Origin of the sequence: Pseudomonas lactucae (genome assembly GCF_036688725.1) — a bacterium.
GTDB classification, from domain to species: domain Bacteria; phylum Pseudomonadota; class Gammaproteobacteria; order Pseudomonadales; family Pseudomonadaceae; genus Aquipseudomonas; species Aquipseudomonas lactucae.
Genome location: NZ_JAQQPT010000036.1, coordinates 1 through 19,406 on the forward strand (window position 1 = coordinate 1; position 19,406 = coordinate 19,406).

General features: G+C 59.5%; 17 protein-coding genes. 15 read left to right on the forward strand and 2 right to left on the reverse strand.

What is annotated here, in order from left to right; genetic code table 11:
• Positions 1-153 precede the first annotated feature (153 nt).
• Both V6M90_RS29360 and V6M90_RS29365 read right to left on the reverse strand, forming a co-directional pair.
• Positions 154-1,374, reverse strand: coding sequence for a CaiB/BaiF CoA transferase family protein (locus V6M90_RS29360; RefSeq protein WP_003170844.1), 1,221 nt, complete (start codon positions 1,372-1,374; stop codon positions 154-156).
• A gap of 12 nt (positions 1,375-1,386) precedes the next feature.
• Positions 1,387-2,568 carry an acyl-CoA dehydrogenase gene (locus tag V6M90_RS29365; protein ID WP_003170842.1) on the reverse strand — a complete coding sequence of 394 codons (1,182 nt, stop codon included), beginning with the start codon at positions 2,566-2,568 and terminating at the stop codon, positions 1,387-1,389.
• Positions 2,569-2,724: 156 nt separating this feature from the next.
• Between V6M90_RS29365 and V6M90_RS29370 the strand changes: the two genes are divergently transcribed.
• From V6M90_RS29370 to V6M90_RS29440, 15 genes are all read left to right on the forward strand, one after another.
• Positions 2,725-3,624 carry a LysR family transcriptional regulator gene (locus V6M90_RS29370; protein WP_003170840.1) on the forward strand — a complete coding sequence of 300 codons (900 nt, stop codon included), beginning with the start codon at positions 2,725-2,727 and terminating at the stop codon, positions 3,622-3,624.
• Positions 3,625-4,076: 452 nt separating this feature from the next.
• On the forward strand, positions 4,077-5,198 hold the full coding sequence (locus V6M90_RS29375) for a Re/Si-specific NAD(P)(+) transhydrogenase subunit alpha (RefSeq protein WP_141062749.1): 1,122 nt from the start codon (positions 4,077-4,079) through the stop codon (positions 5,196-5,198).
• 15 nt (positions 5,199-5,213) lie between these two features.
• Positions 5,214-5,537 (forward strand): NAD(P) transhydrogenase subunit alpha, encoded by a 324-nt coding sequence (locus V6M90_RS29380; RefSeq protein WP_003170836.1) that lies wholly within the window; start codon positions 5,214-5,216, stop codon positions 5,535-5,537.
• Complete coding sequence (locus V6M90_RS29385; RefSeq protein WP_003170835.1) at positions 5,534-6,970, forward strand: NAD(P)(+) transhydrogenase (Re/Si-specific) subunit beta; 1,437 nt, start codon at positions 5,534-5,536, stop codon at positions 6,968-6,970. The genes V6M90_RS29380 and V6M90_RS29385 overlap by 4 nt, the downstream gene beginning before the upstream one ends.
• A gap of 179 nt (positions 6,971-7,149) precedes the next feature.
• Entirely contained in the window at positions 7,150-8,643 is a 1,494-nt protein-coding gene (locus V6M90_RS29390; RefSeq protein ID WP_003170834.1) for an acetyl-CoA hydrolase/transferase family protein, read from the forward strand.
• 318 nt (positions 8,644-8,961) lie between these two features.
• The gene (locus V6M90_RS29395; RefSeq protein WP_003170833.1) at positions 8,962-9,177 is read left to right on the forward strand and encodes a DUF1127 domain-containing protein; all 216 of its coding nucleotides are present in this window, start codon (positions 8,962-8,964) and stop codon (positions 9,175-9,177) included.
• Positions 9,178-9,445: 268 nt separating this feature from the next.
• Positions 9,446-9,766, forward strand: a complete 321-nt coding sequence (locus V6M90_RS29400) for a DUF2388 domain-containing protein (RefSeq protein ID WP_003170832.1) — start codon at positions 9,446-9,448, stop codon at positions 9,764-9,766.
• 99 nt (positions 9,767-9,865) lie between these two features.
• Positions 9,866-10,174, forward strand: a complete 309-nt coding sequence (locus V6M90_RS29405) for a DUF2388 domain-containing protein (protein WP_003170831.1) — start codon at positions 9,866-9,868, stop codon at positions 10,172-10,174.
• A gap of 39 nt (positions 10,175-10,213) precedes the next feature.
• Entirely contained in the window at positions 10,214-10,534 is a 321-nt protein-coding gene (locus V6M90_RS29410; protein ID WP_003170830.1) for a DUF2388 domain-containing protein, read from the forward strand.
• Positions 10,531-12,492: a DUF7844 domain-containing protein gene (locus V6M90_RS29415; protein ID WP_141062751.1), complete on the forward strand. Its 1,962-nt coding sequence runs from the start codon at positions 10,531-10,533 to the stop codon at positions 12,490-12,492. The genes V6M90_RS29410 and V6M90_RS29415 overlap by 4 nt, the downstream gene beginning before the upstream one ends.
• Before the next feature lie 314 nt (positions 12,493-12,806).
• On the forward strand, positions 12,807-14,114 hold the full coding sequence (locus tag V6M90_RS29420; RefSeq protein ID WP_003170826.1) for a CitMHS family transporter: 1,308 nt from the start codon (positions 12,807-12,809) through the stop codon (positions 14,112-14,114).
• A 65-nt stretch (positions 14,115-14,179) separates the two neighbouring features.
• Positions 14,180-14,947, forward strand: a complete 768-nt coding sequence (locus V6M90_RS29425) for a TerC family protein (RefSeq protein ID WP_003170824.1) — start codon at positions 14,180-14,182, stop codon at positions 14,945-14,947.
• 255 nt (positions 14,948-15,202) lie between these two features.
• The gene (locus V6M90_RS29430; protein ID WP_003170822.1) at positions 15,203-16,861 is read left to right on the forward strand and encodes a Na/Pi cotransporter family protein; all 1,659 of its coding nucleotides are present in this window, start codon (positions 15,203-15,205) and stop codon (positions 16,859-16,861) included.
• Positions 16,862-16,918: 57 nt separating this feature from the next.
• The gene (locus V6M90_RS29435; RefSeq protein ID WP_003170820.1) at positions 16,919-18,301 is read left to right on the forward strand and encodes a M16 family metallopeptidase; all 1,383 of its coding nucleotides are present in this window, start codon (positions 16,919-16,921) and stop codon (positions 18,299-18,301) included.
• Between the two features lie 71 nt (positions 18,302-18,372).
• The gene (locus V6M90_RS29440) at positions 18,373-19,404 is read left to right on the forward strand and encodes a DUF5924 family protein (protein WP_003170818.1); all 1,032 of its coding nucleotides are present in this window, start codon (positions 18,373-18,375) and stop codon (positions 19,402-19,404) included.
• Positions 19,405-19,406 lie beyond the last annotated feature (2 nt).

The window sequence follows — 19,406 nt, forward strand, 5'->3', positions numbered from 1 at the left end:
TTGTTTACCAAGGAGTTTTCCGTTTCGACTGCGCCGGAAGTGGGGCGAATTATAGGCTTCCAGAATCTGCCGTCAACTATTAATTTTGCTTTTCTATCAAAGAGTTGGATTCGATTAAAAAACCACCAACATACTCCTATATAGAAGAAGCCCTCAGATGACTCCAGCCTCCCTCAGCGCAGCCACATTTGCTGGCGCCAGACCTAACACACCCTGCAGCACCTGCGCGGTATGCTCTCCCAATAAAGGAGGCGCACTCCGATACTCCACGGGCGTCTTGGATAACCGAATCGGACTGGCGACCTGCGGCACCATCCCCGCCAGCGCATGAGGCAACTGCATCGCCAGCCCACGCGCCCTGACGTGAGGATCGGCAAATACCTGCGCTAGGTCATTGATAGGCCCACAAGGCACTCCCACTCGCTCCAGCGCCGACACCCACTCAGCTGTCGTCTTGAAGACGGTCGCCTGGCGAATCAGCGGAATCAGCTGCGCCCGATTAGCCACCCGTGCCTTATTAGTAGAGAAACGCGGATCATCCGCCCAATGCGGTTGCCCAGCCACTTCAGCGAACTTGCGAAACTGCCCGTCATTACCCACCGTCAGGATGAAGTCACCGTCAGCCGTAGGAAAATCCTGGTAAGGCACAATGTTTGGATGAGCATTGCCTAACCGCTTCGGCGCCACCCCCGTCGTCAGGTAGTTCATCGCCTGATTGGCCAGGCACGCCACCTGCACGTCCAGCAACGCCATATCGATATGCTGCCCACCGCCGTCATGATCCCTATGTGCCAGCGCAGCAAGAATCGCGACTGTCGAGTAGAGCCCAGTGAGGATGTCAGTCAATGCCACCCCCACCTTCACCGGACCGGCACCCTCATCACCTTCCGGCCGACCGGTCAGACTCATCAGCCCGCCCAAGCCCTGGATCATGAAGTCATAGCCTGCACGCGCCGCATAAGGCCCTGTCTGACCAAAGCCAGTGATCGAGCAATAGATCAACTCGGGATTGATCTCCTTTAGCGACTCATAGTCGAGCCCATAAGCCGCCAGGCCACCAACCTTGAAGTTCTCGATCAGGATGTCGGACTTGGCCGCCAGATCGCGCACCAGCTTCTGCCCCTCCGGTCGCGTGAAGTCGATAGTCACCGACTCTTTATTACGATTGGCAGACAGGTAATACGCCGCCTCGCTGGTGTTTTCACCATGGGCATCCTTAAGGAAGGGAGGCCCCCAGGCACGCGTGTCATCACCATTGCCCGGCCGCTCGACCTTAATGACCTCAGCCCCCAGGTCCGCAAGGATCTGCCCCGCCCAAGGGCCCGCCAACACTCGCGATAAATCCAGCACCCGCAGATGCGAAAGCGCGCCCATACCGTGCTCCTATTAATAGAACGCCTGAAGACCGGTTTGCGCACGCCCCAGGATCAGGGCATGTACGTCGTGAGTACCTTCATAGGTGTTAACCACCTCCAGGTTCACCAGATGGCGCGCGACCCCGAATTCGTCGGAAATGCCGTTGCCCCCCAACATGTCCCGCGCCATACGCGCGATATCCAGGGACTTGCCGCACGAGTTGCGTTTCATGATCGAAGTAATCTCTACCGCAGCCGTGCCTTCATCCTTCATGCGGCCCAGCCGCAAGCAGCCTTGCAGGGCCAGGGTAATCTCAGTCTGCATATCGGCCAGCTTCTTCTGGATCAACTGAGTCGCCGCCAAGGGTCTGCCGAACTGATGACGGTCCAAGGTGTACTGGCGAGCGGTATGCCAGCAGAACTCAGCGGCGCCCAACGCGCCCCAGGAGATCCCATAGCGCGCCGAGTTCAGGCAGGTGAAAGGCCCCTTTAACCCCCGCACATCCGGGAAAATGTTCTCTTCGGGTACGAACACGTTATCCATCACGATCTCACCGGTGATGGAGGCGCGCAGACCGACCTTGCCATGAATCGCCGGCGCACTCAGGCCTTTCCAGCCTTTCTCAAGGACGAAGCCGCGGATATCACCCGCGTCATCCTTGCCCCACACTACAAACACATCCGCAATCGGGCTGTTGGTTATCCACATCTTCGCGCCGGTCAGGCTGTAACCACCCTCCACTTTGCGCGCGCGCGTGATCATTGCACCCGGGTCAGAGCCATGGTTGGGCTCGGTCAGACCAAAACAACCAATCCATTCGCCAGAAGCCAATTTCGGCAGGTACTTCTGTTTCTGCGCTTCGGTACCGAACTCATTGATAGGCACCATCACCAATGACGACTGCACACTCATCATCGAACGGTAACCGGAGTCGACGCGCTCGACCTCCCGCGCAATCAGCCCATAGCTGACGTAGTTCAGGCCACTGCCACCGTACTGCTCCGGGATCATCGCCCCCAGCAAACCGGTTTCTCCCATCTCGCGGAAGATCGCAGGGTCGGTCTTTTCATGACGAAAGGCCTCGAGGACACGCGGCGCCAGCTTGTCTTGAGCGAATTGCTCAGCGCTGTCGCGCACCATGCGCTCTTCTTCGGTGAGCTGTTGATCCAGCAGCAGCGGATCGATCCAGTTGAAGCTTGCCTTGCCAGCCATGAATAAGTCCTCGAACAGAAATCAGAAATCGTGAAAGGAGCCTAGGCCGAGGGAGCGACTAGAGCAAACGAGGATTGCGCATAAGGTTGTGCTAATTTGTCACTTCGAAACCCGATAAAGCGCCACATATGCGATTCATAAGTGAGGACAAGGTATATGCGCAGAAAAATTCCCAGCACCACCGCCCTTGTCAGTTTTGAAGCAGCAGCCCGCCACGAGAGCTTTACCAAGGCGGCGCAGGAGCTTTCCATCACCCAAGGCGCCATCTGCCGCCAGATCGCCAGTCTTGAGGAGTTTTTGAGTGTCGAGCTGTTTCGGCGCTCACGTCGCGGAGTAAAACTGACAGAAGCAGGGCTGTCTTATAGCCGCAGAATCGCCGCACAGTTGGATGCCGTGGAGCGCGATACGTTGTCAGTGATGGGACAGCAGGGCGCGAATACCATTGAGCTGGCTGTAGTCCCCACGTTTGGTACGCAATGGTTGATTCCCCGCCTTAAAGACTTCCAACGCCAGCACCCGGAAGTGACGGTCAACCTCACCAACCGTACCCGGCCCTTTCTGTTTGCCGATACCGAGTTTGACGCAGCGATCTATTTTGGCGATGCCGAGTGGTCGGGCACCGAATCGCACCGGTTGATGGGAGAAAACCCTGTCCCCGTGTGCAGCCCGCGAATCCTGGGCAAACGCGCGCGCCTCACCCCTCACGAAATCGCCGAACTTCCATTGCTGCAACAAACCACCCGCCCTTACGCCTGGCGACAGTGGTTCAACGCCCAACAGTTGAATATCCCACGCGACATGACAGGCCCGCGTTACGAACTATTCTCGATGTTGTCCCAAGCCGCCATGCATGACATGGGCATTGCGCTGATTCCGCCGTTCCTTATCCAGCGAGAACTCGAAGAGCGACAGCTGGTGGTTGCAAGCCCTAAGGCACTGACCAGCCTGAAGGCTTATTACTTGATGATTCCTGACCGAAAAGTCGAATCAGCCTCGCTGCACGCATTCAAGGACTGGCTGGTCGATCAATCGAAGCGCTTCAGCTCCAGCATTTAGTGACCAGTAGCGATTTACTGACTTTGTAGTCAATAAATAAAATCCACTACAGATATAACTATATGTCGCATTTAAACAGACTGTACTTGTCGTTGAAAAATATGGCCCAACGCTATGATTTTCAGGGCTTGTAGCGACTATCACAGGCCAATGCACGACTATTCACAGCGGCGATGTAAAAACCACCTAGAATTCCCTAGACCTCTTTAATTACCTGTATTTAAAGAGGTTATTCCAGGGTATTGCGACAATCAGTCACAGGGTGACTTGTAGTTAATTTTTCGTCACCCGTCATAATCCCTTGAAGGCCGTAAAGTTCGCCTGCAAAATGCCGCGCCCCGCTGTCATTTCAGCGGGATCGTGCTGATCGGCCGCCCCAGTTGTGCCACTCGCGGTGCACTGGCCTTTTTACAAAAAGATCAAAAGCAAAAAGATCATGCAGGAGATTTGACGTGCACATTGGTGTTCCTCTCGAAACCCAGACCGGTGAAACGCGGGTGGCTGCCACCCCGGAAACCATCAAGAAGCTGATCGGCCAGGGCCATAAGGTCACTGTACAAAGCGGCGCAGGCATCAAGGCCAGCGTTGTCGACAGTGCCTATGAAACGGCAGGCGCAACCATTGGCAGTGCCGACGATGCATTTGGCGCCGAGCTGATTCTCAAGGTGGTTGCTCCCAGCGACAGCGAATTGGCGCTGATCAAAAGCGGCACCGTGTTGGTGGGCATGCTCAATCCGTTCAGCAACGAAACCATCGCCAAGCTGGCCGAGCGCGGTATCACTGCCTTCGCTCTCGAAGCCGCGCCACGCACCTCTCGGGCCCAGAGCCTCGACGTGCTGTCCTCGCAAGCCAATATTGCCGGCTATAAAGCGGTGTTGTTGGCGGCACATCACTACCCGCGTTTCATGCCGATGCTGATGACCGCTGCCGGCACCGTCAAAGCTGCACGCGTGTTAATCCTCGGTGCAGGTGTCGCAGGCTTGCAGGCCATCGCCACGGCGAAACGCCTGGGTGCGGTGATCGAAGCGTCTGACGTACGTCCGGCAGTAAAAGAGCAAATCGAATCCCTCGGCGCCAAGTTCGTCGACGTGCCTTACGAAACCGATGAAGAGCGCGAATGCGCCGTCGGCGTCGGCGGTTACGCACGACCGATGCCGACCAGCTGGATGCAGCGTCAGGCCCTGGCCGTCCACGAACGCGCCAAGCAAGCCGACATCGTCATCACTACCGCCCTGATCCCGGGCCGCAAAGCGCCGACCCTGCTCAGCGCCGAGACCGTCGCGCAGATGAAACCCGGCTCGGTAGTCATCGACCTCGCGGCAGCCCAGGGTGGCAACTGCCCGCTGACCGTTGCCGACCAGGTGGTTGTGGAAAACGGCGTGATCATCTGCGGCCCGACCAACCTCGCCGGCGCTGTCGCCGCCGATGCATCGGCCTTGTACGCGCGCAACCTGCTGGACTTCCTGAAGCTGGTCTTCACCAAGGAAGGGCAGTTTGAAATCAACCTCGAAGACGACATCGTCGCCGCGTGCCTGATGTGCCGCGACGGCCAAGTCATCCGCAAAAACGCCTAAGCAGGGATTCAGACGATGGAAGAGCTTATCTCCCCCGGTATCTACAACCTGATCATCTTTGTGCTGGCGATTTATGTCGGTTACCACGTGGTCTGGAACGTTACCCCCGCATTGCACACGCCGTTGATGGCGGTGACCAACGCGATTTCGGCGATCGTGATTGTCGGCGCCATGCTCGCGGCCGCGCTCACTGTTACGCCATTGGGCAAGACTATGGGCACCCTGGCCGTGGCCCTGGCGGCGGTCAACGTGTTCGGTGGCTTCCTGGTCACCCGCCGCATGCTTGAGATGTTCAAGAAAAAAGCCCCGAAAGTAAAAGAAGAGGCGCCATCGTCATGAGCATGAATCTGGTTACGACGCTCTACTTGATCGCGTCGATCTGCTTTATCCAGGCCCTCAAAGGCCTGTCGCACCCAACCACGTCGCGACGCGGCAACTTGTTCGGCATGCTCGGCATGGCGCTGGCGGTACTCACTACCGTGGGCCTCATCTATAAGCTCGGCGCTGAGCTTGCGACGGCCGGCATTGGCTACGTGATTGTCGGCCTGCTGGTCGGCGGCACCGCCGGTTCGATCATGGCCAAGCGCGTTGAAATGACCAAGATGCCGGAACTGGTGGCATTCATGCACAGCATGATTGGCCTGGCTGCGGTGTTTATCGCGATTGCCGCCGTGGTTGAGCCGCAATCCCTGGGCATCGTCAAACATTTGGGCGATGCGATTCCTGCGGGCAACCGCCTGGAGTTGTTCCTCGGTGCCGCCATCGGCGCAATCACCTTCTCCGGCTCGGTGATCGCCTTCGGCAAGCTGTCGGGCAAGTACAAGTTCCGCCTGTTCCAGGGCGCACCCGTACAGTTCGGCGGCCAGCACAAGCTGAACCTGGTGCTCGGCCTTGCGACGCTGGGCCTGGGCCTGGCATTCATGTTCACCGGCAACCTCACCGCGTTCGCGCTGATGCTGGCCCTGGCGTTCGTGCTCGGTGTGCTGATCATCATCCCGATCGGCGGCGCCGACATGCCGGTGGTGGTGTCGATGCTTAACAGCTACTCCGGCTGGGCAGCGGCGGGCATCGGTTTCTCACTGAACAACTCGATGCTGATCATCGCCGGCTCCCTCGTGGGCTCCAGCGGCGCGATCCTGTCGTACATCATGTGCAAGGCGATGAACCGTTCCTTCTTTAATGTACTGCTCGGCGGTTTCGGCAATGCGCCGGACGCCGGAGCCGCTGCAGGCGCCAAAGAGGCGCGCCCGGTCAAGTCCGGCTCGGCCGACGACGCAACCTTCCTGCTGACCAACGCCGACACCGTGATCATCGTCCCGGGCTACGGCTTGGCGGTAGCGCGGGCGCAACACGCGCTGAAGGAGCTGACCGAGAAACTGACCCACCACGGCGTCACCGTGAAGTACGCGATCCACCCGGTGGCAGGCCGTATGCCCGGGCACATGAACGTGCTGCTGGCCGAGGCCGAAGTGCCTTACGACCAAGTGTTCGAGATGGAAGACATCAACTCCGAGTTCGGCCAGGCCGACGTGGTGCTGGTGCTTGGCGCAAACGACGTGGTCAACCCGGCCGCGAAGAACGATCCGAACTCACCGATTGCCGGCATGCCAATCCTGGAAGCGTTCAAGGCCAAGACCATCATCGTCAACAAGCGCTCGATGGCCAGCGGTTATGCCGGGCTGGATAACGAACTGTTTTACCTGGATAAGACCATGATGGTTTTCGGTGACGCCAAGAAGGTCATTGAAGACATGGTCAAAGCCGTCGACTAACACTGCGTCAGCGCAATACTCCAAACCCCGGCCTCACGTAGGCTGGGGTTTTTTATTGCTGCGTGAAACCCGACCAAAGGCTCTAAATCGCGGCCTCACATTCGACCATGGTAGCGGGCCGAAATCTTTTGAAATCACTACACTGCCCACCTTGCTTCCGTAGCCTGAGATAACCATTCATGTACCGTGATCGTATCCGCTTGCCTTCGCTGTTGAACAAGGTCATGAGCGCGGCAGACGCCGCCGCACTGATCGAGGACGGCATGACCGTCGGCATGAGCGGCTTCACCCGTGCCGGTGAAGCCAAGGCCGTCCCCCACGCCCTCGCCGAACGCGCCAAGACCTCGCCGCTCAAAATCACCTTGATGACCGGCGCCAGCCTGGGCAATGACCTGGACAAGCAACTGACAGAAGCCGGCGTACTGTCCCGACGCATGCCGTTCCAGGTCGACAGTACCCTGCGCAAAGCGATCAACGCCGGCGAAGTAATGTTTATCGATCAGCACCTGTCGGAAACCGTCGAGCAACTGCGCAACAACCAGCTCAAGCTACCGGACATTGCGGTGATCGAGGCCGTTGCCATCACTGAGCAAGGGCATATCGTGCCCACTACCTCCGTCGGTAACTCGGCCAGCTTTGCGATTTTCGCCAAGCAAGTGATCGTTGAGATCAACCTGGCGCACAACCCGAACCTGGAAGGGTTGCACGACATCTATATCCCGACCTACCGGCCGACCCGCACGCCGATCCCGCTGGTGAAAGTTGACGATCGCATCGGCAGCACCGCGATCCCGATCCCGCCGGAAAAGATCGTCGCCATCGTCATCACCAACCAGGCGGACTCCGCGTCCACCGTGACGCCGCCCGACAGTGACACCCAAGGCATCGCCAATCACCTGATCAACTTTCTCAAGCAGGAAGTGGACGCCGGGCGCATGACCAACAAGCTCGGCCCGCTGCAGGCGGGTATCGGCAATATTGCCAACGCGGTGATGTGCGGTTTGATCGACTCGCCGTTCGAAGACCTGACCATGTACTCGGAAGTCTTGCAGGACTCGACCTTCGACCTGATCGACGCCGGCAAACTGAGTTTCGCCTCAGGCAGTTCGATCACCTTGTCGGAGCGGCGCAACGCTGATGTGTTCGGCAACCTGGAGCACTACAAGAACAAACTGGTGCTGCGTCCGCAGGAGATCTCCAACCACCCTGAAGTGGTGCGACGCCTGGGCATTATCGGCATCAATACCGCGCTTGAATTCGACATCTACGGCAACGTCAATTCCACCCATGTCTGCGGTACGCGGATGATGAACGGGATTGGCGGCTCCGGCGATTTCGCGCGTAATGCGCACCTGGCGATCTTCGTGACTAAATCGATCGCCAAGGGCGGCGCGATTTCCAGTGTGGTCCCGATGGTCAGCCATGTGGACCATACCGAGCACGACGTCGACATCCTCGTCACCGAAGTAGGCCTGGCGGATCTGCGCGGCCTGGCGCCGCGCGAGCGCGCTCGGGTGATCATCGACAACTGCGTGCACCCGGCCTACCGCGATGCGCTGAACAATTACTTCAATACCGCCTGCGCTCTCGGCGGGCACACCCCGCATATCCTGCGTGAAGCACTGAGTTGGCACATTAACCTGGAAGAAACCGGGCATATGCTCAAGGCTTGATTGATACAGATCCGGGCTGATGCAAACACAGTTTCATCAGCTTGGCTGGCTCAGCCTCACTTCTTGAAAAAACTGTACTGCTGTACTGGTGTTTTCCTACCGATAATTCCTACTCCCTCACTCGAAATTGCCTATTTCGCACTATTTCGGTGCGGACAGGTACAGTTGCCCCATTTCCGTACAGTACAGCACCTATAAACAGTTAACTGGCCCCTCACAATACAAGTGAACTGTATCTAGAGAGTCTTGCGCCGGAGGAGGATCATTGGCATCAGTTAAACCACTACCTAATCCCGCCACAAGCGGAAGGATGTCATCATGGAACGTACACTCAGTTCCGAACTGTTCTTCGAAGAAAAAGCTGTAAACTCCCAGGCTTCCCTGCCTTTGCGCGTTCTCGCCAACCTGATGTTGTGGCAGCGCCGCATCTCCAGCCGCCATCAACTGGCTCGTCTGGATTCGCGTCTGCTTGCTGACGCCGGCATCAGCGAAGCTCAACGCTACGAAGAGCTGAGCAAGCCGTTCTGGCGCTAATGGGCGCCCGCTGGCCCTGACCCAACGGGTCCACTGCCAGCACTGATTATTCAAAACAAAGCCCGCCCCGGGAGACCGGAGGCGGGCTTTGTTGTTCTCGGGTCTTGCACTACGAAACAGGTACAGTTTATAAAATTTACAATATAATAAGTACAGTTATGCACGCTGCATAAAATCTACCCGAACTGATAAGCCGCAGCCTAATATCCAGTCAGCATCTGGATACCGCCCTGCACCACATTCATTGTTCACTTACAGGAGTCACCCCATGTCCCGCCTTCGTCTGCTCAGCGCTGCTGCCTTGTTGGCCCTGGCTGCCAACGCCACTGCATCCAGCTTCATCGTGACCACCGACTCCATCGTCGGCGCGCTGAAAGCCACTTCCGACGCTACCTCCGATGCGACTTCATCCCTGCGTGACAACAAGATCGTGCGCGCCGCACGTGACGATGCCGCCAGCTTTGTCGCCAGCGAAGGCGCGATTCGTGGCGTGAAACTGGAAAGTGCGCTGGCTCAGATCCGCCAGCAAGCACCGCAATTGAACACCGCAACGGATGCACAACTGGCCCAGGCCATCCTGGCCATCTGAAACGGCCACACAAGGGGAGCGCCCGCTCCCTGACACCTTCACTGGCTCTCGCCCAAGCATTGCGCTAGCCTTGGCGCTCGTTTTCAGTAGTCGAGTCCCATGGCTTTTTCATTCCGCCTGTTCCTGGTCCCCGTATTGTTTTTTGCCTGCTGGTCGCCTTTGGTTTCAGCCTTTGACTTGATCACCCAGGGCACCGTCGCGAGCGCATACGCCACCAGCAAGGTGACCTCGGCCCCCTTCGACCGCAAAGTCATCATGGCCGCCCAGGATGACGCTGCCGCGTTTATCGCCACTGACGGCCAGTGGCGGGGCGCACGGCTGGAATCGGCGCTTGATTACCTGCGTCGCACCCAACCAAAACTTCATGCCGGCGACCTTGAACTGGCGCAGGCAATTCTCGTCCAATAATCATCCTCATATTTCTATCTTTGTAACTGGAGTAATTCCATGCGTAGCCCGCTGATCGCCGCCACCCTTGGCCTGCTGTTGTTGGCCGACGTTGCCCAGGCGCATACCCTGGTGGCCACCAGTAACATCATCGTTCGTGCCTCCGGCCGCACCATTGATTTCACCTCGGACACCACCACCTCCATCCGCGATTCCAAGGTCGTGCGTGAAGCCCACGATGATGCGGCGAGCTTCGTCGCCAGCAACGGCGAAATCCGCGGTGCACAGTTGGAAGCCGCCTTCGACACCTTGCGCACCCGCCTGCCGGAAGCTCGCGATGCCAGTGACCAGACCCTCGCCGAAGCTATTCTCGCTCTGTGAGGCGCCTTGTCGCCTGGCTCTTGGCCGGGACGGTGCTGCTCTGTGCCGGCGCAGCCCAGGCCAGCCTGCAACTGCGGCTCAAGACAGATGGCTTGAGCCCGGCCCAACAGCAGGCCAGCCAGGCATTGCTCGATGAAGCGATGCGCTCGTTGCCACCGCGCTTCGTCGAGCAGTTGGACCGGCGCATCGACGTCGGCTGGACGGACAAGATGCCCGACAACGCCTACGGCCAGGCTTCGCTGGTGTCGGAACTGGACCTCAACCGCAACCTGCTCGACAGCCTGACCGACGGCAGCGCCGCCACCCAGAAAACCCATCGTCCCCACGGCACCGTGCGCCGTGAAATGCTCGCCACGGTCCTGCATGAACTGACCCATATCTATGACCGTGCGCGCCTATGGTCTCCAGACGAGCGCACATTGATCCAGCGTTGCAGCCGCCAGAACAGCATCACCGGCCTGATTGGCCTGCCCGATCAGTGCCGCGGACAGAACGACCGGCGTTTCTCCCTCAGCGATGATCCGCGCCTGTTGGACCTTGCCGGCTGGCCGCAATATGTCGGTCGTCGCGGCGAACGCGAGCAGCACAATCGCCAAGTTGCACGCAGCCCGGATATTTACGAAACCACCAGCCCACTGGAGTTCGTCGCGGTCAACATGGAGTACTTTCTCCTCGACCCGAGCTACGCCTGCCGGCGTCCCGCACTGTTCCGCTATTACCAGCAGCACTTCGGCTGGGCTCCGCCGGTACAGGACGCCTGCGCCAAGACCTACCCGTTTCTCAATGCCGGCAACGATTTCGCCAAGACGCCGCTGGGTCATGTGGACCCGGAACGGGTCTACGAAATCGACTACCTGCTGGCCGAAGCCAACCAGAACCTGGTGAGCCGCTGGGGCCACAGCATGTTGCGCCTGGTGATCTGCGCACCGGGCCGCCCTCGTGGGCCGGATTGTCGGCTGGATCTGGACCAGCACCTGGTGCTGTCCTATCGCGCATTTGTCGGCGACGTTCAGCTGTCGAGCTGGGACGGCTTGGTGGGCAAATACCCGTCACGCCTGTTTGTGTTGCCGCTGGCCCAGGTCATCGACGAATACACCAAGACCGAGCTGCGCGGCCTGGCCTCCGTGCCGCTGAAACTGTCGCGCCAGGAAATCAACGACACCGTCGAACACGCTGCAGAAATGCACTGGAGCTACGACGGCAACTACTATTTCCTGTCCAATAACTGCGCGGTCGAAAGCCTGAAACTGTTGCGCAGCGGCAGCGCAAACCCGCAACTCACTGGCCTGGATAACATCACCCCCAACGGCCTGCTCGAAGTGCTGCAAGCCCGCGGCCTGGCCGATACCAGCGTACTGAATGACAAACGCGAAGCGCTGCGCCTGGGCTATCACTTTGACTCGTTCCGCGAGCGCTATCAGGCGATGTTCGACGTGCTGCGCAAGCATCTGCCGATCAAGCAGACCCAGGTGGAAGATTGGTTAGCGCTGAGCGCAGCGCAGCGTCGCCAATGGTTCGATCAGGCCGACCTGCGTACCAGCGCCGCGTTGCTGCTGCTGGAGCAAGCCAGCTTTCGCAAACAGTTGATGCTCGCTCAGGACGAAGTCAAGCAACGCTACCTCGGTGCCCGCGAGCTGAAAAACGGCGGTATGGAGAAGGCCAACGCCACCCTGCAGCAGATCCTCGCCAACAGCGGCTTCCTCAGCCGCCCGGCGGAACTGCTGGACAGCGGCGGCTACGGCCTGCCGCAACCGTCGGAAGCCAAACGCCTGGAGTCGGAAAGTGCCGAGCGCCAGAAGCAATTGCAATCACTGACCGGTGAGTTGGATAAAGAGGTGAGGGCGCTGCTGGAACCTGCGCGCGCGGCCGAGATTGCCGCGTGCGAGGCCAGCCTCAAGCAGTTGGGAGAACACCTGCGGTCACTGCACAAGGCAGCCGGCGGCCTCGAACTACCCTGAAATATCCGAGATAACACATGCCAATGTGGGAGGGGGCTTACCCCCTCCCACATTTTGACCTGTGCAAGCTTGAAGACCGCATGTCTATTCCATATCACCTGTTTTGCCAACGAAAGCTGGCTGAAAGCTTACCCGTCTAGGATCACCCCCACTGCCGGCAACAGACCGGCTGTTAACAACAACAATGGTGATTCCCGATGTCCGTCCGTACCCGCCTGTTCGCCCCAACTCCCCCCGTACGCCTCGTGCCTTTCGTTCTGCGCTGAGCCCCCCGGTTCGCCATTCCCTAGCCGCGCTACGCCTGGAGTATTCCTATGCTGACTTTCCTTGGCTTTGCCATGGTCATCACGTTCATGTTCCTGATCATGACCAAGCGCCTGTCTGCGCTGATCGCCCTGATCATCGTGCCGATCCTGTTCGCGCTGTTCGGCGGTTTCGCGCCGAAGATCGGCCCGATGATGCTCGAAGGCATCACCAAGCTCGCGCCGACCGGCGTGATGCTGATGTTCGCCATCCTTTACTTTGCCTTGATGATCGACTCCGGCCTGTTCGACCCGGCCGTGCGCAAGATCCTCAAGATGGTCAAGGGCGATCCGCTGAAGGTCTCGGTCGGCACCGCAGTGCTGGCCCTGGTGGTGTCCCTCGACGGTGACGGCGCTACCACCTACATGATCTGCGTGGCCGCCATGCTGCCGCTGTACCAGCGCATCGGCATGAGCCCGCGGATCATGGCCGGCCTGATCATCCTCGCCGGTGGCGTGATGAACATGACCCCCTGGGGCGGCCCGACCGCCCGCGCCGCCAGTGCGCTGCACGTGGACCCTTCGGATATTTTCGTGCCGATGATCCCGGCCATGGCCGCAGGTGTCGTGGCAATCCTGGTGATCGCCTATATGTACGGCAAGCGCGAACGTGCGCGTCTGGGTGAGTTGCACCTGCAGGGTGATGAGATCGACCACAGCGAAATCAGCGTGTCGCAATACCCGGACGCCCGCCGTCCGAAGCTGATCTGGTTCAACGGCGCGCTGACCTTGGCCCTGATGTGCACCCTGATCGCCGGCCTGTTGCCGCTGCCGGTGTTGTTCATGGTGGCGTTCAGTATCGCGATGATCGTCAACTACCCGTGCCTGCAGCAGCAAAAAGATCGAGTCGCCGCCCACGCCGGCAGCGTGCTGGCGGTGGTGGGGTTGATCTTCGCCGCGGGTATCTTCACCGGCATCCTGTCGGGCACCGGCATGGTCGATGCTATGTCCAAGAGCCTGCTGGCGGTCATCCCGGAAGCCATGGGCCCGTACCTGGCGGTAATTACGGCGCTGGTGAGCATGCCGTTCACCTTCTTCATGTCTAACGATGCGTTCTACTACGGCGTACTGCCAGTATTGGCCGAAGCCGCCAGCCACTACGGGATCACTGCAGTGGAAATGGCTCGCGCCTCGATCGTTGGACAGCCTGTGCACTTGCTCAGCCCACTGGTACCGTCGACCTACCTGCTGGTGGCCCTGGCCGGTATCGAATTTGGTGATCACCAGCGCTTCACCCTGAAGTGGGCAGTGCTCGTGTGCCTGTGCATAATGTTTGCCGCATTGCTGATGGGGATTTTTCCGCTGTTCAGCACTCTATAATCGTACAACCCAACCGCACCGGCCTATCCGCCGGTGCGGTTTAACACTTGCTCAAAGGAATACACATGGAATGGCTGACCAATCCGGAAATCTGGATTGCCTTCTTCACCCTGACGGCCCTCGAGATCGTCCTGGGCATCGATAACATCATCATGATCTCGATCCTGGTCAGCCGCATGCCCAAGCATATGCAGGCACGCACCCGGATCTTCGGCCTGGCACTGGCCATGGTCACGCGCATCATGCTGCTGCTGTCGATCACCTGGGTCATGCAACTGACCGCCGATCTGTTCGTGGTGTTTGGCCAGGGCATTTCCGGGCGCGACCTGATCCTGTTCTTCGGTGGCCTGTTCCTGCTGTGGAAAAGCTCTCAAGAGATGTACCACGCCCTGGAAGGTGAAGACGAAACCCACGACGAGCCAAAAGGCGCCAGTGGCAAGTTCATCTACACCATCATCCAGATCGCGATCATCGACATCGTGTTCTCCCTGGACTCTGTCATTACGGCGGTGGGCATGGTGTCCCACGTTCCGGTCATGGTTGCCGCGATCGTCGTGGCCGTACTGGTGATGATGCTGGCGGCCGGCACCATCAGCGAATTCATCGACAAGCACCCGTCGTTGAAAATGCTGGCGCTGTCGTTCCTGCTGGTAGTGGGCACCGTGCTGATCGCTGAGTCCTTCGATGTGCACGTGCCAAAAGGCTACGTCTACTTCGCCATGGCGTTCTCGTTGGCGGTGGAAGCGGTGAACATCAAGATGCGTACCGCCATCGCGAAAAAGAAGAAGCAGCAGGACCCAGTGAAACTGCGCAAGGACATTCCGGGTCAATAGCGATGACCCGCTGTTGAAAAGGGGCTTTCGAGCCCCTTTTTTTCTGCGCATTCGGGACGCGGAGCATCCCTGGCGGCATTCCCACGCAGAGCGTCGGGAACGACCTTCATGACAGTTTTGTTTCAATCCCCACTTTAGCTATGCGATGCTGGCGCAGAGCCCATTCGCCAACTACAGCTTAAGTACAAGACGTAGAGCGGCACGCGGCAATTTTCATTTGCTCCTGCTGGAGCACACCCACACGGGGGGCCGAGCATGCTGACCTTGCTCAATCTGCTTTCCGCCGTGACCCTGCTTATCTGGGGCACGCACATCGTCCGGACCGGCATCCTGCGGGTCTACGGCTCCAACTTGCGCCAAGTCATCGGGCAGAACATGTCCAAGCGCTGGCTGGCGTTTGTCGCCGGCATCCTGGTGACGGCCATGGTGCAGAGCAGCAACGCCACGGCGATGCTGGTGACATCGTTTGTCGGCCAGGGCCTGATGGGCCTGGTGCCCGCCTTGGCAACCATGCTCGGCGCAGATGTCGGTACCGCGTTGATGGCACGGGTACTCACCTTTGACTTGTCCTGGCTGTCGCCGCTGCTTATTTTTCTCGGCGTGATCTTCTTTCTGTCGCGCAAACAGACGCGGGCAGGGCAGTTGGGACGCGTGGGGATCGGCCTCGGACTGATCATCCTCGCGCTGCAATTGATCGTCGAAGCCGCCGGGCCGATTACCCATGCCCAGGGCGTCAAGGTGATCTTCGCTTCGCTGACCGGTGACATTCTGCTCGACGCCCTGGTTGGCGCCTTGTTCGCGATGATTTCCTACTCCAGCCTGGCCGCCGTGCTGCTCACCGCCACCCTGGCCGGTGCCGGCGTGATCGGTTTGCACGTAGCCATCGGCCTGGTGATCGGTGCCAACATCGGCAGTGGGGTGCTGGCCTTTCTCAGCACCAGCATGCAGAACTCAGCCGGGCGTCAGGTGGCCTTGGGCAGCCTGTTATACAAACTGATCGGGCTGCTGTTGATCATTCCGGTGCTCGACCCTCTCGTCCGTTGGATGGACGACCTGGATTACAGCGCCCAAGGCATGGTCATCACTTTCCATTTGCTCTACAACGTCAGCCGCTGCCTGATCCTGCTGCCGACTATCGGCCCTATGGCACGCCTGTGTGCGTGGTTGCTGCCCGAGCGCGAAGAGGCCAACGGCAAGGCCAAGCCACGCCACCTGGACCCCACAGCCCTCGCCACACCAAGCCTGGCGCTGGCCAACGCGGCCCGCGAAACCCTACGCCTGGGCGACCTCATCGACAATATGCTCACCGCCATGCAGGAAGTGCTGCGCGGCAAGCAAACCGCCATCACCCAGGAAATGCGCAGCCTCAGCGACGACGTCGAAGCGCTCTACAGTGCGATCAAGCTCTACCTGGCGCAAATGCCCCGGGAAGACCTCAGCGAACATGACAGCAGGCGCTGGGCCGAAATCATCGAACTGTCGATCAACCTCAAGCTCGCCGGCGACCTGATCGAACGCATGCTGCGCAAAGTCCAGCAGCAAAAAACGTCCCAGCGTCGCCAGTTCTCTGAAGTCGGCCTGGAAGAACTTACCGGGCTGCACAGCCAACTGATCGCCAATCTGCGCCTGGGCCTGTCGGTGTTTCTCAGCGCCGACCGGGAAAGCGCACGCCAGTTGCTTCGTGAGAAGCGCCGCTTCCGCGCCCAGGAACGGCGCCTGGCCCACGCCCATGTCAGCCGCCTGCAGCGCAAGATCGTACAGAGCCTGGAGACCAGCTCCCTGCATCTGGAGCTGATTGCCGACATGAAACGCCTCAACTCGTTGTTTTGCAGCAGTGCGTATGTAGTGTTGGAAACCTCCGACACTGGCGCGCTCTCGGCTGAAGATATTGCCGACATCACGCATTCGCCCTGAACGTACGATGGCCCGTGAAGTCAGTTAAGGCTGACCTCACTCGCCAGGAAGCCAGTTATGCGTCGCCTGTTATTCGCCTGCCTGCTCATGGGCGCTACCCACGCCTTTGCCTTTGATCGCCTGCAGGTCGAGGGCTACACACTGCCCAATGGCCTGCAAGTGCTGCTCAAACCGGGCAATGAACGCGGGCATGTGGCGATCCGTCTGGTGGTCGGTGTGGGCCTGGATGACTTCAGGTGCGCAGACAAGGAACTGCCGCACCTGTTCGAACACTTGCTGTTCAGCGGCATCGATGGCGGCGGCGAAGGTGACCTGGAAGACCGCATGCAAGCCCTGGGCGGCGAGTGGAACGCCTACACCAGCAACGCCGACACCACCTTCGTGATCGAAGCGCCAGCGCAAAACCAGCGCAAGGTGCTCGACCTGCTGCTGGCGATTCTCACGCGCACCGAATTGACCGATGCGAATATCGACGCCGCCAAAAAAGTGGTCGAGCGCGAAGACGGCGGCCATTACTCACATTTGCAACGCCTGCTCGACCGCCAGGACCTGGGGCACACCGCCAGCAATCAATTGGCCGTCGAGCTGGGCCTCAAGTGCGCCGAACGCGCCGAGGTCCATCAACTGACCCGCGACCAACTGCAAAAGCTGCGCAAAGATTGGTACGCCCCCAACAACATGACCCTGATCATCGTCGGCGAACTCGACAAGCTGCTGCCGGCCTACCTGGAACGTACCTACGGCCAGCTCGACCCGGTCGAGCCCAGCGAGCATGCACCGCTGCCGCAGATCCAGCAGGCTGCCGCCGGCCATCGCGAATTGATCCACGGCTGGGTGGGCAACAGCGCCAAACTGCACTGGTTGCTGCCCGAACCGGTGCTGGACGACCAACATGACGAAACCTACGACCTGCTCAAGGACTATTTCGACTGGGCACTGTACCGCCAACTGCGCCTCAGGCACGGTTTGTCCTACGGCCCCTGGAGCGAGCGCGAAGTATTCGGCGGTGTGGGGTTTCTCAGCCTGAACGCCGACGTTGAACGGGAAAATCTCGACAACGCCGAACAGGTACTGCAAGACCTCAAGGCCCAATTGCTCAAGGACGGCCTCGACCCGCAGGTGTTTGCCCGGCTGCAGCAAGCCTCCATTGCGCGCCAGGCCTGGGCCGTGCAGGGTAACAGCGCCCTGGCCGACTATTACTGGAGCGCCATGGGCGACTACGACAACGGCCATTTCAGCGATCCGGTCAAACGCATCAAGGCGGTCAAACTGGAACAAGCCAATGAGGCGATGCGCCAAGTCCTCAAGCAACCAGGCTACTGGCGCATCGAGAAACCGCTGTTGAGCTACGATGCCCTGAGCTGGATCGGCGCCGGCCTGCTCGGGCTGGCCGCCCTTGTGTTGATCGGCGTGCGGTTTTATCGCAAACGGATCACGTAATGAGGCACCGAACACCCGGCTAAGGCGCTATTCTGTCTTGGATTTTTTCCTACAAAACTGCGAACCGCCGAATGCCCAACCTGACCCACTTAATCCAGCGCATCCTCGAACTGATGAAGCGCTACCCAGGGGTGATTGCACTCGGCGGTTTCATTTCGGGTGTGAGCAGCTTCATCCTGGTGGATCGCCAGCAGGGCATGGCCAGTTGGATCGCGGTGATCATGCTGGTCAGTTGGTTGTGGCTGATGCTGGAAAACAGCTTCACCCAGCTGTTTACCAAGCTGTTCAAGCGCGAAATCCCCGAGCCCCTGCTGCGCTACGCCACCCAGATGATCCACCAGGAAAGTCTGTTCTTTGTACTGCCGTTCTTCTTCGTCACCACCGCCTGGAACAGCGGCCAGTCGATTTTTACCGGCCTGCTCGGCGCGGCGGCGCTGGTATCGATCATCGACCCGCTGTACTACAAGTGGCTGGCCCCCAAGCGCTCGCTGTTCCTGGCGCTGCACACCCTGACCCTGTTCGCCGCATTGCTCACCGCGCTGCCGATCATCCTGCACCTGACCACCGCCGAGAGTTACAAGCTGGCGCTTGGCGTCGCCATGGCCCTGTCAATCCCGAGCCTGGCGGTGAGCCTGCCGCTGCGCAGCCTCAAAGGCTGGGGGATGCTGCTGGGGGTGACGGCCGCCATAGGTTGCGCGGGCTGGTTCCTGCGCAGCTGGGTACCGCCGGCCACCCTGTGGATGACCGAAGTTGCCATCAGCACCCAGTTGCAGGACCGCACGCCAGGCGATGACCTCAAGGAAGTCAGCGCCTCGCAACTGCGCAGCGGCGGGCTGTACGCCTACACCGCGATCAACGCACCGCGCGGGCTGGACGAGCGGATCTACCATGTATGGAAATTCAACGGCAAAGAGGTCGACCGCATCGCCCTGGATATCCACGGCGGGCGCAAGGAGGGCTACCGCGCCTGGACTCACAAACAGAACTTCCCGAACGACGCAGTAGGCCGCTGGCAGGTTCAGGTGCTGACCGAAGATGGGCAAGTGATCGGCGTACTGCGTTTTAAAGTCTCGGACGCAGCACAAACGGACAACCCACAGTAGGC

What these genes read in the sequence shown, in the direction of transcription:
- V6M90_RS29360 (WP_003170844.1), bottom strand. Translation starts at nt 1,374, where the DNA reads ATGGGCGCGCTTTCGCATCTGCGGGTGCTGGATTTATCGCGAGTGTTG.
- V6M90_RS29365 (WP_003170842.1), bottom strand. Translation starts at nt 2,568, where the DNA reads ATGGCTGGCAAGGCAAGCTTCAACTGGATCGATCCGCTGCTGCTGGAT.
- V6M90_RS29370 (WP_003170840.1), top strand. Translation starts at nt 2,725, where the DNA reads ATGCGCAGAAAAATTCCCAGCACCACCGCCCTTGTCAGTTTTGAAGCA.
- V6M90_RS29380 (WP_003170836.1), top strand. Translation starts at nt 5,214, where the DNA reads ATGGAAGAGCTTATCTCCCCCGGTATCTACAACCTGATCATCTTTGTG.
- V6M90_RS29385 (WP_003170835.1), top strand. Translation starts at nt 5,534, where the DNA reads ATGAGCATGAATCTGGTTACGACGCTCTACTTGATCGCGTCGATCTGC.
- V6M90_RS29390 (WP_003170834.1), top strand. Translation starts at nt 7,150, where the DNA reads ATGTACCGTGATCGTATCCGCTTGCCTTCGCTGTTGAACAAGGTCATG.
- V6M90_RS29395 (WP_003170833.1), top strand. Translation starts at nt 8,962, where the DNA reads ATGGAACGTACACTCAGTTCCGAACTGTTCTTCGAAGAAAAAGCTGTA.
- V6M90_RS29400 (WP_003170832.1), top strand. Translation starts at nt 9,446, where the DNA reads ATGTCCCGCCTTCGTCTGCTCAGCGCTGCTGCCTTGTTGGCCCTGGCT.
- V6M90_RS29405 (WP_003170831.1), top strand. Translation starts at nt 9,866, where the DNA reads ATGGCTTTTTCATTCCGCCTGTTCCTGGTCCCCGTATTGTTTTTTGCC.
- V6M90_RS29410 (WP_003170830.1), top strand. Translation starts at nt 10,214, where the DNA reads ATGCGTAGCCCGCTGATCGCCGCCACCCTTGGCCTGCTGTTGTTGGCC.
- V6M90_RS29420 (WP_003170826.1), top strand. Translation starts at nt 12,807, where the DNA reads ATGCTGACTTTCCTTGGCTTTGCCATGGTCATCACGTTCATGTTCCTG.
- V6M90_RS29425 (WP_003170824.1), top strand. Translation starts at nt 14,180, where the DNA reads ATGGAATGGCTGACCAATCCGGAAATCTGGATTGCCTTCTTCACCCTG.
- V6M90_RS29430 (WP_003170822.1), top strand. Translation starts at nt 15,203, where the DNA reads ATGCTGACCTTGCTCAATCTGCTTTCCGCCGTGACCCTGCTTATCTGG.
- V6M90_RS29435 (WP_003170820.1), top strand. Translation starts at nt 16,919, where the DNA reads ATGCGTCGCCTGTTATTCGCCTGCCTGCTCATGGGCGCTACCCACGCC.
- V6M90_RS29440 (WP_003170818.1), top strand. Translation starts at nt 18,373, where the DNA reads ATGCCCAACCTGACCCACTTAATCCAGCGCATCCTCGAACTGATGAAG.